Source organism: Seramator thermalis (assembly GCF_004138125.1).
Lineage (GTDB): Bacteria > Bacteroidota > Bacteroidia > Bacteroidales > Dysgonomonadaceae > Seramator > Seramator thermalis.
In genome coordinates this window covers 77,254-91,368 of the sequence record NZ_RXHS01000010.1, presented here as the reverse complement: position 1 = coordinate 91,368, position 14,115 = coordinate 77,254, and the positions used below count along the sequence as shown (strand labels likewise).

Here is a 14,115-nt window from a genome sequence, read left to right as displayed (position 1 = left end):
GTTATCGAATATTCAAATCATAAGGAATGCGGGCCTGAATGAAATCTTCATCTTTCATATTCTTGATAGTCATGAAAAGATTATAGCTTTCGCCCAAGTATTCCTTAAGTGTTTTAGCTGCGAGATCTTCTTTGCCCCGATTGAGAAATTCTTCGATAAAAGTACGTTTTTTCGGATATTCGTACACGAGATAATCTTCCCCGAGCTCGGCCAATTCGGCAGCTGTTTCGATGGCTGTCAAGATGTTCCCGAGTTTGTCGACCAACCCTATTTTCAGCGCTTGATTACCTGTCCAGACACGACCTTCCGCATATTTTTCGAGCGTATCTTTCGGGATGTTGCGTCCTTCGGCGCAGCGTGTAAGGAAAGTATCGTAACCTCGATCGATATATGCTTGCAACATCGATTTTTCGCTATCGTCCATTGGCCGGGTTACGTTGCCAAAATCGCTAAAACGGTGTGTCTTGACAGCATCAAAATCCAAACCGAGTTTTTCCGATGTCCCCTTGAAATTGGGGAACATGCCGAAGATTCCTATCGAACCTGTGATGGTAGTTGGTTGTGCTATTATTTTGCTGGCGTTGCATGAGATATAATATCCGCCCGAAGCGGCCATATCGCCCATCGAAACAACCACGGGTTTCTCTTTTTTCAGATCGGTGATGGCTTTCCAAATCTGTTCGGAAGCGTAAGCACTTCCTCCTCCCGAATTGACACGAAAAACTACGGCTTTTATTTTATCGTCTTTGCGAAGTTTTTCGATTTCGCTGACCATGAATTTATCCTGAATATTCGTCGAACCGCTACCGGAAACAATATCGCCGAAGGCGTAAAGAAGAGCAATGTGATTGTCGGATTTTTTTTGAGCAACAGCAGGTTTTGCATCGTTCATTTCGTCAACCGTTGCTGCCGGAATTTTTGCATCCACGTCCAAATCGAGCAATGAGCGAACGTAGTTTTTCATCTCTGTTTCATAGAGCAAGGTGTCAACCAGTTTTGTTTGCAGAAGATAATCGGCATCTTTCAACGCAGGCATTTGATTGGCAATGGAATCCAAGTCGGAAATTTTCAATTTTCTCGATTCGGTCATATCTTTCGCCATGAAGCTCCACAAATCGTTGAGGTAGGAGGTAACCTGTTCGCGGTTTGCCGGACTCATTTCGGTGGAGGTAAAAGGTTCCACCGCCGATTTGTATGTCCCCACTTTGAAGACCTGTACTTCTATTCCCATTTTCTGCAGCGCTTCCTTGAAAAACATCGGAATGGATGCCAATCCGTGTATATCGAGCGAACCTTGAGGATTAATGGCAACTTTGTCGGCCACCGAAGCTAAATAATATCCGGCTTGCGTGTAGTTATCGGCATAGGCAACAATGAATTTCCCGCTTTCCTTAAAACGCAGCAGCTCCTGACGAATTTCGGAAAGAGTGGCCGGCGACGCCGAAAAAATGCGCGAATCGATATAAATGCCTTTTATTTTGTTGTCGTTTCGAGCTTTTCGAATGGCGCTCGTAATTTCATCCAATCCCATCACAGACTCGTCGCGAGGCATGATATCCGAAAAGGGGTCATCCACAGAAATACGCTCTTGGATGACACCACTCAAACGAAGATTGAGAATACTGTTATCTTGCACTACATATTGATCGCTATTAAAGGCTGCGGTCATCGACGATGCCACCGAGAAAAACATGATCATCGAAATGATCGACAGAAGGATCGTTGCAATTACAAATCCCAAAGCCGAAGCCAGCACAATTTTAAAAAAATCTTTCATACATTATCGTTTGAAATAGTTTGTTAATCGGAGCAAAAGTAAAAAAAAAAGGATAATCAACCAATTTAATCCGAATACTTTTCGAGTTCCGTTTTTATTTATAAATTCTTCATGAGCCTGCTGTCAGTTTTTTTACGATATTTGTAAACTGAAAACACCGAAGAATTTGCGTTAGACAAAAAATGCTAAATTTGTAAAAACGGAAGACGGCTCACGCAACGTTTTCAAATGTTTCACATCTGAATAGTTGAATGCGATAAACATGGACGATTCGCAACTAATAAAAGCATGTAAGAGACAAGACAGAAAAGCCCAGCAAATGCTGTATGAAAAATATGCCAAAAAAATGATGGCTATTTGCCTCAGATACAGCAAAGACGAAGAAACGGCTTACGATCTCTTGCACGACGGATTCATCCAGGTTTTTTCGCATATCGGATCTTTTGAGGGCAAAGGATCATTCGAAGGCTGGTTGAAGCGTATATTCGTAAACGTGGCATTAATGTACTTGCGAAAAGAACAAAAACGAGGGGAAATAAGATTCGATACCGAGCAAATGGAATCGGAACCAATAGAAGAAGACGACGATGATGAAGGTTTGCTTTCGAACAATATTTCACAACAGCAATTATTGGCCCTGATTAATGCGCTTCCACTCGGATACAAAACAGTGTTCAACCTGTTTGTCTTCGAAGATAAAACGCACAAGGAAATAGCAAATACGCTCGGCATTAGCGAAGCCTCGTCTCGATCGCAATACTCACGAGCCCGAGCATTGTTGAAAAAACAGATAAATGCTGTTATCAAAAAAAATGGTGAACGACCCAAATGAATGAAAAAGACCAAATAAAAGATTTTCTACGTTCGAAACTCGACGACTGCGAAGTTCCGGTGGCCGACAATGTGTGGCAACGGATCGACGACACATTGTCCCGTTCTGCTCGAATGCGCGTCATTCGGCGTCGATGGATTTTGTCGGGAGCCGCAGCCGTATTGGCCATAATAATCGGCAGCACATATTTGTTGAAACTGCCATCTAATGACCCTTCTACCCTAATGACCGACAAAAAAGCCATTACGGAGAATATGCCGACCGCATCAACAAATGCCGAACAGAATACTCAAAACAAAAGCATATCATTCGGCAAAACGGATGCTCAACCACTCATCGCTTCAAGCGAAGTGGGGAAAAAACCTGAAAAAACCCTGAATAAGAAATCGTTTCTTCGTTCGGAACATTTCGATAATGAAGAAAACATAAAGTTAGAAATCTACAGCATAAATTCTATCGAGAAAGAAACCGAAGAAAAACTCCTTCCAACAGACTCTGAGGATAAAACAGATAACGACGAAATGTTTTACGAAATAGAACAAATTGCGACACAAAATTATCTTGCACCGGCAGACAACAAGGACGAAAAACCGCTTACATTGGCGCTGAATACAAGAGGAAGCCTGACTTCGACCAATCGAACCACGACTTCGCCGGTAACTTTGCGCAGTGCAGAAATTGCAAATAATTTCTCCAAACCCAATTTTATGCTCACTTCTCAAGAATTGTCCGAAGATGCGTCCGATAATGTTTCACAAATGATACACTCGCAACCCGTTTCCGTCGGATTAACCATTTCAAAACCGTTGACCGACAAGCTTTCGCTCGAAAGCGGACTGGTGTACACCTACCTGCATTCGAAAGCTAAAAATACGTCCAACATTTATCGAAAAAAGGAAACTCAACAATTGCATTATTTGGGCATCCCTCTCAACCTTAACTACAATCTCGTTTCATTCGGAAATGCAGATCTGTATCTTTCGTTAGGCGGAATGATCGAAAAAGATGTTTACGGAAAATATAACTACGTAGACAATCGCATTCAAGATGAATTAAACAGCGAATCGGAAGTAAAAGTAAGCGAACGAATTCGACAGCCCCATCCTCAACTGTCAATCAACGCCGGAGTTGGAGTTTCGTATCCGGTTTGGAATAATCTTTATCTATATGGTAAAATTGGTGGCGGCTATTATTTCGATGCCGACAATAAATGGTCAACTATTTATTCGGACGAAAAAATCATTCTCGATTTAAATGTTGGCTTGAGATTTGGATTTTAAATACTTCACACTTAAATAAATTAATCGCAAAATGAAAAAGATTTTATTCACATTCAGTATGATTGGCATGATGATTTCGATGAACTCGTGCCTCGATTCGGGAGAACAAACCTATACGGGTAATTCTGAATTTGCTTACGTAACCAGAGACAATAACGGATTGATTTATGCTCGTACGGGAAGTTTCAATATGATCACGTCTCCCGATCTTCAATCGTTGATCCCCGAAAACTGTTATTTCATCTCCTATTCTTGGAGTTCTTCCAATGGATATACACCATCAAGTGACAATTTCAATCTGATGAATGTCTCCATTTTGGGTGATCCTTCCGAAACACAAATTCCTTCAACGAGCCTTATTATGGGAGAAGCTCCCGAAGAGCTTACAACACCCGTTACCATCTATTTCCCTCCTGCATTTCATTCTTCCAATTTCTTTGGCGACTTTTGGGCGTTTTCCTACCGATGGAAAAAGAAAGAAGGCGAATCGGCAACTTTGAAGTTTTACAAGGCCGATTCATCCGGAAATGAAAGTGGCAGCTCCGACGAAGTTTTAATTGATATCCGCCTCGTGAAAACAGGCACAGGGACGGGAACCGAAAAAACTCAGGACGATGTGATTGCCGTAAATTTGAGTCAACTTAGATATTCACTCGGCCCTCTTACCGGAACTACCACAAAAAATGTTCCGATTCGATTCCGTTATTATGAGGAAGGGAAAACGACACCTACAACAACCAACACTTCATATTTCATGACAGTTTATGTAAACTGAGCACAAGACTCATTTCGTATCTAAACCTCAAGGGCTGCTTATTTCGGATAAGCGGCCTTTTTTTATTGTCCAAAAAATTTTCCCTGATAAGTATCCCGCTGAGCAAATCTTTTGACAACACGATCGGTCAATTCATAATTCTTCAATCCCCAATCGGGTGCAATGAGCAATTCTTTGGGCGATTGCGAAGCAAAGCGTTCGATGTATAATTCGGGATTCAATCGTTCGGCAAAACTGACGCATAAATCAATATACTCATCGAGCGAAAAAAGAGAAATTGAAGAAGGATTCCGGCGGTAATCACGCGCCATAGCTGTTCCCTTGATAATTTGCAGTTGATGCAGTTTTACGGTTGTGAGCGAAAGTGCCGAAATTCGAGCGGCATGCTCGAGCATTTCGTCTTTCGATTCGCCCGGCAAGCCCAATATCAGATGCGCGCCGGTAGCAATTCCTCGTTCAACGGTTTTGCGAATGGCATTTTGCGAATCTTCCCAGGTATGACATCGATTCACACGCTCCAACGTACGGTCAAGCGTGCTTTCCACTCCATATTCCACGAGTACGAACGTTTGCCGATTTAGCTTTTCCAGATAATCGAGCAATTCGTCGGGCATGCAATCGGGACGCGTGCTGATGACCAACCCCACCACATCGGGATACGAAAGCGCTTCGCGATACAACTCAATGAGTTTGTCCACACTGTCGTAAGTGTTGGTGTACGACTGAAAATAGGCCAAATATTTCATCGAAGGATATTTGCGGGCAAAAAAATCGATCCCGTCTTTCAACTGTTGTGTAACGGTTTTTTGCGGCTTCCCATATCCCGGACTGAAACTTTGGTTATTGCAATACGTGCATCCGCCGCGACCTTTGCTCCCGTCGCGGTTGGGGCAGGTAAAACCGGCATCAATCGAAATTTTTTGCACTTTATATGGAAAACGAGACGACAAATAGTTTGAAAAATCGCGAAAAGGTTTCTCGGACTTCATTTGCGGCAAAAACAGTGTCTCGGTCGTCATATTTTCTTCATCACTTCACGCAATTCGTCCGGAGACATATCGCGAATTCGTTCCCAAAAAGCTTCTTCCTCTTTTCGTTTGGCCAATTTTTGCAGCGGATGATTTTCGGGTAAGGGCATTTCGTCCTTTTGTTGTTCCCATTCAAACAATTCGTCGGGAGTGCATCGAAGTTCGGTGCAAATAGCATTTATGTACGACAGCCGAATCAAATCGGAATTGCCTTTGAGTAGTTTGGTGGCCGTTACATGGTTTATCTTCAATTGCTTGATTAAGAACTTACGCGGATTTGGAATGTTCCGTCTTGTCATGATCAAGTCCAAATTAATTTTCAGCATAATCTCGTTTCAAATTATCGTTGTTATTTCTCAACCCGACAAAATTACACATTTAAATTTGATAACGGCAGTTTATATCAAGATAAAATACTTTTATCGATATTGAAATAATTTTTACCTTTTCATATAAATCATTTCATAATATATATAGATCATTTACTTTTCATTCTGTAATATTTACTATACGTTATGTAGGATTTATTTTTATTGAACGATTATTTAATAAACATCATGATATATTTATCAACTGATAATGATTATTTATCTTATGATCATAGTTATTTACATACTATTCAAAAATATTTACACAGGATATTGTCCTATATACATTTCGATAAAGATCCTTTATTACTTCTGAAAAACTCGGCGCCCCATCGGGCTTTAGGTATCCGAGATAGATGTTGGCTCTCTGTTTTCACGAAGAAGCAGAGGTTTGGTGATTTTCTTATTTTTCGTAGCAGCAAGACACAAAAAAAGCCGTACCGGCCGGGCCGGTACAGCTTTTTTCGAATTTATTTGAAGCGAAGCGTTTTAGTCCTTCACATCCGTTTCGGATTTCACTTCGGTGTCGGCAGCTTTCTCTTCTGCTACAGGAGTTTCAGCTTCTTTGGCTTTCTTTTGAGCTTTCGATTCCTTCTTGGCAGCAGCTTGCTCGTTATCGAGTCTTTCTTTTAGAGCGGCCAATTCTTCGATATCGCCGAGAGTTGTCTTCTCGATCATCGGGGTAGAGGCGGATTCGTTTTCCTCTTTTTTGCCTTGTCTTTTCAATTTCTTGCTCGATGATTTTTCGGCGTTCTGTTCGTCTTCGAATATACGGCTGTGACTGACGATGATGCGTTTAGCATCTTTGTTGAATTCAATCACCTTGAATTCGAGTTTTTCGTCCACCTGTGCCTGCGAACCGTCTTCTTTCACCAAATGTTTTGGGGTGGCAAATCCTTCAACTCCATAAGGCAGAGCTACCACAGCGCCTTTGTCCATCATCTCTACGATTGTGCCTTCGTGAATCGAACCGACTGTGAAGATGGTTTCGAATACATCCCACGGATTTTCTTCCAATTGTTTGTGACCAAGACTCAAACGACGATTTTCTTTGTCGATTTCGAGCACCTGAACTTCTATTGGTGCACCAATTTCGGTAACTTCGCTTGGATGTTTGATTTTTTTCGTCCATGACAAGTCGGAAATATGAACCAATCCTTCAACGCCTTCTTCAATTTCGACGAAAGCACCAAAGTTGGTGAAGTTACGAACGATAGCCGTGTGAGTGCTTCCAACGGGATATTTTTCTTCGATATTTTCCCATGGATCGGGTTTGAGTTGTTTCATGCCGAGCGACATTTTGCGTTCGTCGCGATCGAGTGTCAGGATCACGGCTTCTACTTCGTCGCCTACTTTCATGAAGTCCTGGGCACTATGCAGGTGTTGTGTCCAACTCATTTCCGAAACGTGGATAAGACCTTCGACGCCCGGAGCAATTTCGACAAATGCGCCATAATCGGCAAGCACCACGACTTTACCCTTCACTACGTCTCCCACTTTCAGGTTCGGATCCAGTGCATCCCACGGATGCGGAGTGAGTTGTTTCAATCCCAAAGCGATGCGTTTCTTTTCGTCGTCGAAATCGAGGATCACCACATTGATTTTTTCGTCGAGATGAACCACTTCTTCGGGATGTTGAATGCGTCCCCACGACAGGTCGGTGATGTGAATCAAACCATCAACACCTCCCAGATCGACGAACACGCCATAAGAGGTAATATTCTTGACAGTGCCTTCGAGCACTTGTCCTTTTTCGAGTTTCGAGATGATTTCTTTCTTTTGTTGTTCGAGTTCCTCTTCGATGAGAGCTTTGTGCGAAACAACTACATTTTTGAATTCGGGATTGATTTTTACAACCTTGAATTCCATCGTTTTGTCAACGAACATGTCGTAGTCGCGAATCGGTTTTACGTCGATTTGCGAGCCGGGCAAGAACGCTTCTATTCCGAATACGTCCACAATCATACCGCCTTTGGTGCGGCATTTGATATAGCCCTTGATGACTTCGTTGTTTTCCATTGCGGCATTCACGCGTTCCCAAGCGCGGGCAGCGCGGGCGCTCTTGTGCGAAAGGATGAGCTGTCCTTTTTTATCTTCCTGGTTTTCGATATATACTTCCACTTCGTCGCCTACTTTCAGGTCGGGGTTATATCGAAATTCGTTCATCGAAACTACACCGTCCGATTTGTAGCCGATGTTCACCACTACTTCGCGTTTGTTCATGGAGGTTACACGTCCCGTTACAACTTCCTTGTCGTTGATCTTGTTGAGGGTGTTGTTGTAACTTTCGATAAGTTTTTCTTTGTCTTGCTTGCTGTAGGTGTCGCCTTCAGCATAAGAATCCCAGTCGAAATCTTCGATTGGAGCTACATTTTTTAAGTTGTCAGTCATTTGTTGTTAATAAAATAATTTAAATAAGTGAGACATTATGTTGTCAAAAAAACGGTGCAAAGATAGTTGGTTTTTTATTATAAACCAATTCTTTGCACCCTGATTTTTTTTCGCACGATGTGCGAGTTTCGCAATACGAGAGCTCGTCTGTCTGATATTATCATGTGTTTACAAAAGTAGCAATCCCTGTGCTACTTTATCGCGAACGCCTTTGCCGGCTATATTTTCAACCAGTTGAAGTGCAAAATCGAATACGAGTCCGGGTCCTTTTCCTGTAGTAATAGTGCCATCCACGGTTACCTTTTCCCCGGTGATGTTGGCCCCCAACAATTGGGTCTCGAATCCCGGATAGCACGTGGCATTTTTCCCTTTTAGCAGTTCCAGGCCGCCCGGCACGAGCGGAGCAGCACAAATGGCGGCTATTTGTTTGCCTTCGGCAACTTGTTTCAAGAGCAGTTTTTTCAACCCATCGTGTGCATTGAGGTTGCTTGCTCCCGGCATTCCTCCCGGAAGTATCAGAACATCGATATTCGAAAAATCTGTTTCTTCGAATAATGCATCGGCGATCACAGGAATTTGATGTGCACCGATTACTTTCAAATCACCCGTAACGGATACAGTGGTTACCGAAATTTCGGCACGGCGCAGGATGTCCGTTGTTCCCAACGCTTCTATTTCTTCGAAGCCGTTAGCTAAAAAAAGAGCTGCTTTTTTCATATCGAAAATCCTTTTTAATTGAGGTTGAATTTATAGGTGATTGTCCCCTGCTGGTTATTGGTCGAATTGATGGCATTGAATTTCGTAATTTTGGCAGCGCGCAATGCCTCGTTGCGAAGTGTAGCGCTTGGAGTGTTGGTGCCGCGACCAATTTCGACATGAATCACATTGCCGGCAGGATCTACGGTAATATTAACAACCACAGTGCCATAATCGTTCACGGTGTAGCGAGGTTGAGCCAATCCTCCGGGTCCCAATGATCTTCCGCCCAAGTCGTAGGTTCCGATTCCACCCGAACCGGAGGGTGCTCCCTGTTGCGAATTTCCCGTGGATACGCCTTGAGTGCCGCTACCCTGTGTATTTCCACGACTTCCGGCAGTATTTTCGCCAAAGAGTCCCGACATTTGCTGATTGATTTCTCGCCGCCGCGCTTCCTGTTCGCGCTGCAGTCGGTCTGCCTCTTCTCGTCGCCGTCGTTCTTCGGCTAATTGCTGCTGACGTTTGATTTCTTCACTTCTATCCTTTACCGCTATGGACGGTTCATCGTTTTGTGTGATCAAAGGAGCGTCGGGCGCATTGTTATTGCTTGCAGGGATAGGCTCGGGTACAGGTTCGTTCCTGACAGGTTCGATGTCTCCTCCCGCATTTTCTTCCGTGCCAAACATCACGGGAATACCTTCTAATTCTTGAGAAGGTGTCGCCATGGTGAAGTAGGAAAACAACAAGATTAACAGGAGCAATATCCCAAAAATGATTGTTCCTGCAATGCCTCCTATTTTTTCGCGAGCGATCATTTTTTTTTGCAAAAGGTTCTAATCGATTCTCTCACTTGGGTCTCGTCATGAGCACCATTTTAAATTTGTTTTGGTTGGCTATATCCAACACGCGAACAATTTCACGATACGGAACTTCTTCATCGGCATAAAGTGCAACAAAAATATTGGGATCGGCCGAATAAGCCGATTTGAGAAACGGCGTAATGGCTTCGAAGGGAACTTGGCGTTCGGTCTCGTTGCCATTAGCTACATAAAAATTGAGATTTTTGTCGATAGTTACACGCGTTAGCGGTTTGGCTTGAGCCTGTTGCTGCGATTTGGGGAGAAGTACTTTTATGGAATTGGGCACAACGATAGTTGAAGTGATCATGAAAAATATCAGCAACAGAAAAATTACATCTGTCATGGATGCCATGCTGAAATTTGGTTCAATATTGAATCGCTGTTTTAATGCCATAACTATTTTTTTTAAACGGCCGGTTCGTTCAGAATATCCATGAACTCCATGATGCGCATCTCCATCTTGTTTACGATGCCTTTTATTTGAGTAGTAAGGTAGTTGTAGGCAAAAAGAGCAATAATGCCGACAATCAGTCCTCCCACGGTGGTGATGAGCGCTTCGTATATCCCGGTTGAAAGGTGAGTTACATCTACGTTAGCCCCTGCATTAGCCATACTCATAAAAGCCTTTACCATACCGGTAACCGTACCCAAAAAGCCGATCATGGGCGCTCCGGCAGCGGTTGTAGCAAGCAAAGGCAAACCCTTTTCAAGTTTCGAAATTTCTATATTTCCCGCATTTTCGATGGCTTGGGTAATATCGCTCATAGGCCGACCCAGACGCGAAATACCTTTTTCGACCATTCTCGCGGAAGGGGTATCGGTTTTTTTGCATAGAGCCTGTGCCGAATCTATCTTACCTTCATGGATATAATCTTTGATTCGATTCATGAAAGAATCATCTTCCTTTCCGGCATCGCGAAGAACCAACAGGCGCTCGATGAGTACATAAACTGACAAAAGCAGCAGGATAAGCAATATGATCATGAGCCAACCACCTTTCAGCGCAAGATCGAATGCATTTATAGTGGTTGAGGAAATATCGACGTCGGGTACACCCTGTTGCAGTTGTTGCAGCGAGTCCGAAACCGCAGGTGTTATTTGTAGCAATTTCATCTGAATTTATGTTCGTTTTCTTTATCCAAGTTCCACAAAAAAGGATACGTAAAGATAGCAACTTATAATGGTTATGCCTGATCTTCGGGGAGTTTTAAACAATTTTTATACGCTTTTATTGTTTTTTCGAGGCCGAGATAAAGTGCGTCACAAATCAATGCATGCCCGATGGATACCTCTTTGAGCCAGGGAATATTCACATAGAGATAGTTTAGATTTTGCAGATTCAAATCGTGTCCGGCATTTACACCCAGCCCCAGTTTTTTGGCGAGGGTAGCCGCTTCCACAAAAGGCGCAACGGCCGTTTCCCTATCGCGAGGGAACATTTCGGCGTAAGGCCCTGTGTAGAGTTCGATACGGTCTGTACCAATCGCCGATGCGCCCTGTATCATTTCAAGATCGGCATTCACAAAAATGGAAGTTCGGATGCCGATAGCCTGAAATTCGTTCACGACATCGGATAAAAATTCGCGATTATGAACCGTATCCCAACCGGTATTGGATGTGATGGCATCGTGTGCATCCGGCACCAACGTCACCTGAGTCGGCCTTATCCGCTTGATGAGATCGATAAATTCGGGAGTGGGGTTGCCTTCGATGTTAAATTCGGTACTAATCCTCGATTGCAAATCGAAAACATCTTTTTGACGAATATGCCTTTCGTCAGGACGCGGATGTACTGTAATTCCATCTGCGCCAAACAATTGACAATCTACTGCAACCTGGCAGACATCGGGAAGATTTCCTCCCCGAGAATTGCGCAATGTTGCAATCTTGTTAATATTTACACTAAGTTTAGTCATTTCAAAATGAATCAATATCTCTATAGTTATTTGATAACCGCAACTCTATATGGTTTGTTTAGAAATTGCAAATATAAACCCGACGAATAGATAAACAATAAAAAGAGACGTCAAAGGTTTTTCGTAATCAAAATTTTTACATCTTTGTAAAATCAAACGCAAAAGTAATACGAATTAACCGTTTTGGGTATATGTCGAGCAAAGAATTTATCAAAAAACAGGTCGAAAAGTTTTCATCTTCACTAACTCCCGAACAATTTACGGAACTTTCCGAGTCGGAAAATTCGTTGATTATTCTTGAGGTTTCGGCCAAAGATTATACGCTCACCGAAATTGCCAGACTTATCGAAAGTAATAATGCTCATGTACTAAGTCTTGCCGTAATGCCATTGACCGATGGGTCATCATTGCTGATTTCTATCAAGCTCGATGTTTCGGATCTTACACCTGTGCTGAGGAGTTTCGAACGCTTCGACTACAAAGTAATCTATTATTATATGAAAGAAGGAGAAATAAACGACAAGCAACGTGACAGACTCAACGAACTTCTCTATTATCTTGACATGTAACCTCAATGAGAAATACGACAATGGAGAATTTGAAATTCGCACTGTTTGGAAGTACTTTCCCCGACAGAACCTACAAAGCAGAAGAACAGATTGCGGCTGCTTGTGAGGCCATTTCACGACTTGGCGGCGCTCTTTATCTTCCCGACAATTTTTTTTATTCGCTTTCCACACCAATTCAGAATAAAATAAGGCCATTGGCATTGCTATTCGACGTGATGCCTCCGGTAGATATGGTGGTGAGTGTGGGTGGCGATGGCACTTTCCTGAGGACCGCTGCAACAGTTGGCGATCAGGGAATTCCGGTTTTGGGAATCAATACCGGACGACTGGGTTTTTTGGCAGCCATTAATTTTCAGGATATGGATGCTACGTTGCTCGAGATATTTCAAAATCGCTTCGACGTGGAGGACCGAACGCTGCTCGAAATTTCTACCGACGATGAAGATATCCCGCAAGGATTCAATATACATGCACTCAACGAGGTTTCCATTCTGCGTCAGGATACAGCCTCAATGCTGTCCATCAAGGCGAGCATCAATGGCGAATACCTGACATCCTATCAGGCCGACGGATTGGTGATTGCAACTCCCACAGGATCTACTGCATATTCGCTCAGTATTGGTGGTTCCATCTTGGCGCCCACAACCCCAAGTTTTATTCTGACGGCAATCGCACCTCACAACCTTACCTCAAGACCATTAGTGGTGGATGACAATAGCCGCATTTCGCTTCAGGTAACAAGCCGAAGCCGAACTTTCCTGCTTTCGCTCGACGGGCAAACTCGGGTTTTTGATCAACACACCAAGCTCGATGTTTATAAAGCACCTTATACCTTGAAAGTAGTCAGGCGGGCAGGGCATACCTTTTTCGAAACGCTTCGCGACAAATTGATGTGGGGTGCAGATGTAAGGCGACAATAAACACGAGAAACAAAAGGCGTTATCCATCGATCTATTTCTTTTTCTCTTCGACTTTATCCGACAGCTTTTTCTCGTAATAGTTGCACCAACGATTAATCCCGCATTCGTTGCATTTGGGACTCCGGGCCGTGCATACGTATCTGCCGTGCAAAATCAGCCAGTGATGGGCTTTCGAAAGAATTTGTTCAGGAATGTGTTTCACCAATTCCTTTTCGGTTTCCAAAGGACTTTTCGAATCATGGGTCAAACCTATACGGTTTGCTACGCGAAAAACATGCGTGTCAACCGGCATGGCCGGAGTGTCGAAAGCTACGGCCAACATCACATTGGCCGTTTTACGCCCTACTCCCGGAATGGTGAGCAACGATTCGATGTCCGAAGGGACTTGTCCACCGAAATCGCTCACCAGCTTTTGAGCCATTTTCACCAGATTTTTTGCTTTATTGTTCGGATACGAGCATGATTTGATGTACTCGAAAACGGCATCCGGCGATGAGGCCGCTAGCACCTCGGGAGTAGGAAATGCCTCAAAAAGTGCAGGGGTAATCATATTCACCCGTTTATCGGTACATTGAGCCGAAAGGATTACGGCAATCAGCAGTTGATACGGATTGCCGTAATGCAGCTCGGTTTCCGACGATTCGGCATTGGCTTCAAACCAATCGAGGATGTTTTGGTAACGCTCTTTTTTCGTCATTTCGCC

Annotated in this window: 15 protein-coding genes; 5 read left to right on the top strand and 10 right to left on the bottom strand. The window is 43.4% G+C overall.

Features of this window, described 5'->3' with window-relative positions; genetic code table 11:
- Nucleotide 1: 1 nt before the first annotated feature.
- Nucleotides 2-1,777 carry a signal peptide peptidase SppA gene (gene sppA, locus EJN84_RS08805; RefSeq protein WP_129595074.1) on the bottom strand — a complete coding sequence of 592 codons (1,776 nt, stop codon included), beginning with the start codon at nucleotides 1,775-1,777 and terminating at the stop codon, nucleotides 2-4.
- A gap of 262 nt (nucleotides 1,778-2,039) precedes the next feature.
- On the opposite strand from sppA, the gene EJN84_RS08800 reads away from it, so the two are divergent.
- The 3 genes from EJN84_RS08800 to EJN84_RS08790 are packed head-to-tail and all read left to right on the top strand — an operon-like array spanning nucleotide 2,040 to nucleotide 4,664.
- On the top strand, nucleotides 2,040-2,609 hold the full coding sequence (locus tag EJN84_RS08800; RefSeq protein ID WP_129595073.1) for an RNA polymerase sigma factor: 570 nt from the start codon (nucleotides 2,040-2,042) through the stop codon (nucleotides 2,607-2,609).
- Nucleotides 2,606-3,889 carry an outer membrane beta-barrel protein gene (locus tag EJN84_RS08795; RefSeq protein ID WP_129595072.1) on the top strand — a complete coding sequence of 428 codons (1,284 nt, stop codon included), beginning with the start codon at nucleotides 2,606-2,608 and terminating at the stop codon, nucleotides 3,887-3,889. The genes EJN84_RS08800 and EJN84_RS08795 overlap by 4 nt, the downstream gene beginning before the upstream one ends.
- A 31-nt stretch (nucleotides 3,890-3,920) precedes the next feature.
- Nucleotides 3,921-4,664: a hypothetical protein gene (locus EJN84_RS08790; protein ID WP_129595071.1), complete on the top strand. Its 744-nt coding sequence runs from the start codon at nucleotides 3,921-3,923 to the stop codon at nucleotides 4,662-4,664.
- Nucleotides 4,665-4,726: 62 nt separating this feature from the next.
- Here the strand turns inward: EJN84_RS08790 and EJN84_RS08785 are convergent, their stop codons facing one another.
- From EJN84_RS08785 to EJN84_RS08750, 8 genes are all read right to left on the bottom strand, one after another.
- Complete coding sequence (locus tag EJN84_RS08785; RefSeq protein WP_129595103.1) at nucleotides 4,727-5,653, bottom strand: TIGR01212 family radical SAM protein; 927 nt, start codon at nucleotides 5,651-5,653, stop codon at nucleotides 4,727-4,729.
- A 26-nt stretch (nucleotides 5,654-5,679) separates the two neighbouring features.
- On the bottom strand, nucleotides 5,680-6,018 hold the full coding sequence (locus tag EJN84_RS08780; protein ID WP_101487178.1) for a helix-turn-helix domain-containing protein: 339 nt from the start codon (nucleotides 6,016-6,018) through the stop codon (nucleotides 5,680-5,682).
- 531 nt (nucleotides 6,019-6,549) lie between these two features.
- Nucleotides 6,550-8,451, bottom strand: a complete 1,902-nt coding sequence (gene rpsA / locus EJN84_RS08775; RefSeq protein ID WP_129595070.1) for a 30S ribosomal protein S1 — start codon at nucleotides 8,449-8,451, stop codon at nucleotides 6,550-6,552.
- A 168-nt stretch (nucleotides 8,452-8,619) separates the two neighbouring features.
- Nucleotides 8,620-9,168, bottom strand: coding sequence for a DJ-1 family glyoxalase III (locus EJN84_RS08770; protein ID WP_129595069.1), 549 nt, complete (start codon nucleotides 9,166-9,168; stop codon nucleotides 8,620-8,622).
- Between the two features lie 14 nt (nucleotides 9,169-9,182).
- Nucleotides 9,183-9,962, bottom strand: a complete 780-nt coding sequence (locus tag EJN84_RS08765; protein WP_129595068.1) for an energy transducer TonB family protein — start codon at nucleotides 9,960-9,962, stop codon at nucleotides 9,183-9,185.
- Nucleotides 9,963-9,993: 31 nt separating this feature from the next.
- A complete protein-coding gene (locus tag EJN84_RS08760; RefSeq protein ID WP_129595067.1) occupies nucleotides 9,994-10,401 on the bottom strand; it encodes an ExbD/TolR family protein in 408 nt (135 codons plus the stop codon).
- An 11-nt stretch (nucleotides 10,402-10,412) separates the two neighbouring features.
- Nucleotides 10,413-11,120, bottom strand: a complete 708-nt coding sequence (locus tag EJN84_RS08755; RefSeq protein ID WP_129595066.1) for a MotA/TolQ/ExbB proton channel family protein — start codon at nucleotides 11,118-11,120, stop codon at nucleotides 10,413-10,415.
- A gap of 71 nt (nucleotides 11,121-11,191) precedes the next feature.
- Nucleotides 11,192-11,923: a pyridoxine 5'-phosphate synthase gene (locus EJN84_RS08750; RefSeq protein ID WP_129595065.1), complete on the bottom strand. Its 732-nt coding sequence runs from the start codon at nucleotides 11,921-11,923 to the stop codon at nucleotides 11,192-11,194.
- A gap of 191 nt (nucleotides 11,924-12,114) precedes the next feature.
- Between EJN84_RS08750 and EJN84_RS08745 the strand changes: the two genes are divergently transcribed.
- Nucleotides 12,115-12,492 (top strand): hypothetical protein, encoded by a 378-nt coding sequence (locus tag EJN84_RS08745; protein ID WP_129595064.1) that lies wholly within the window; start codon nucleotides 12,115-12,117, stop codon nucleotides 12,490-12,492.
- A 5-nt stretch (nucleotides 12,493-12,497) separates the two neighbouring features.
- Nucleotides 12,498-13,412, top strand: coding sequence for an NAD kinase (locus EJN84_RS08740; protein ID WP_238943985.1), 915 nt, complete (start codon nucleotides 12,498-12,500; stop codon nucleotides 13,410-13,412).
- 31 nt (nucleotides 13,413-13,443) lie between these two features.
- Here EJN84_RS08740 and nth read toward each other — a convergent pair whose 3' ends face one another.
- Nucleotides 13,444-14,109, bottom strand: a complete 666-nt coding sequence (nth, locus tag EJN84_RS08735) for an endonuclease III (RefSeq protein WP_129595063.1) — start codon at nucleotides 14,107-14,109, stop codon at nucleotides 13,444-13,446.
- Nucleotides 14,110-14,115 lie beyond the last annotated feature (6 nt).

What these genes read in the sequence shown, in the direction of transcription:
- sppA (WP_129595074.1), bottom strand. Translation starts at nt 1,777, where the DNA reads ATGAAAGATTTTTTTAAAATTGTGCTGGCTTCGGCTTTGGGATTTGTA.
- EJN84_RS08800 (WP_129595073.1), top strand. Translation starts at nt 2,040, where the DNA reads ATGGACGATTCGCAACTAATAAAAGCATGTAAGAGACAAGACAGAAAA.
- EJN84_RS08795 (WP_129595072.1), top strand. Translation starts at nt 2,606, where the DNA reads ATGAATGAAAAAGACCAAATAAAAGATTTTCTACGTTCGAAACTCGAC.
- EJN84_RS08790 (WP_129595071.1), top strand. Translation starts at nt 3,921, where the DNA reads ATGAAAAAGATTTTATTCACATTCAGTATGATTGGCATGATGATTTCG.
- EJN84_RS08785 (WP_129595103.1), bottom strand. Translation starts at nt 5,653, where the DNA reads ATGAAGTCCGAGAAACCTTTTCGCGATTTTTCAAACTATTTGTCGTCT.
- EJN84_RS08780 (WP_101487178.1), bottom strand. Translation starts at nt 6,018, where the DNA reads ATGCTGAAAATTAATTTGGACTTGATCATGACAAGACGGAACATTCCA.
- rpsA (WP_129595070.1), bottom strand. Translation starts at nt 8,451, where the DNA reads ATGACTGACAACTTAAAAAATGTAGCTCCAATCGAAGATTTCGACTGG.
- EJN84_RS08770 (WP_129595069.1), bottom strand. Translation starts at nt 9,168, where the DNA reads ATGAAAAAAGCAGCTCTTTTTTTAGCTAACGGCTTCGAAGAAATAGAA.
- EJN84_RS08765 (WP_129595068.1), bottom strand. Translation starts at nt 9,962, where the DNA reads ATGATCGCTCGCGAAAAAATAGGAGGCATTGCAGGAACAATCATTTTT.
- EJN84_RS08760 (WP_129595067.1), bottom strand. Translation starts at nt 10,401, where the DNA reads ATGGCATTAAAACAGCGATTCAATATTGAACCAAATTTCAGCATGGCA.
- EJN84_RS08755 (WP_129595066.1), bottom strand. Translation starts at nt 11,120, where the DNA reads ATGAAATTGCTACAAATAACACCTGCGGTTTCGGACTCGCTGCAACAA.
- EJN84_RS08750 (WP_129595065.1), bottom strand. Translation starts at nt 11,923, where the DNA reads ATGACTAAACTTAGTGTAAATATTAACAAGATTGCAACATTGCGCAAT.
- EJN84_RS08745 (WP_129595064.1), top strand. Translation starts at nt 12,115, where the DNA reads ATGTCGAGCAAAGAATTTATCAAAAAACAGGTCGAAAAGTTTTCATCT.
- EJN84_RS08740 (WP_238943985.1), top strand. Translation starts at nt 12,498, where the DNA reads ATGAGAAATACGACAATGGAGAATTTGAAATTCGCACTGTTTGGAAGT.
- nth (WP_129595063.1), bottom strand. Translation starts at nt 14,109, where the DNA reads ATGACGAAAAAAGAGCGTTACCAAAACATCCTCGATTGGTTTGAAGCC.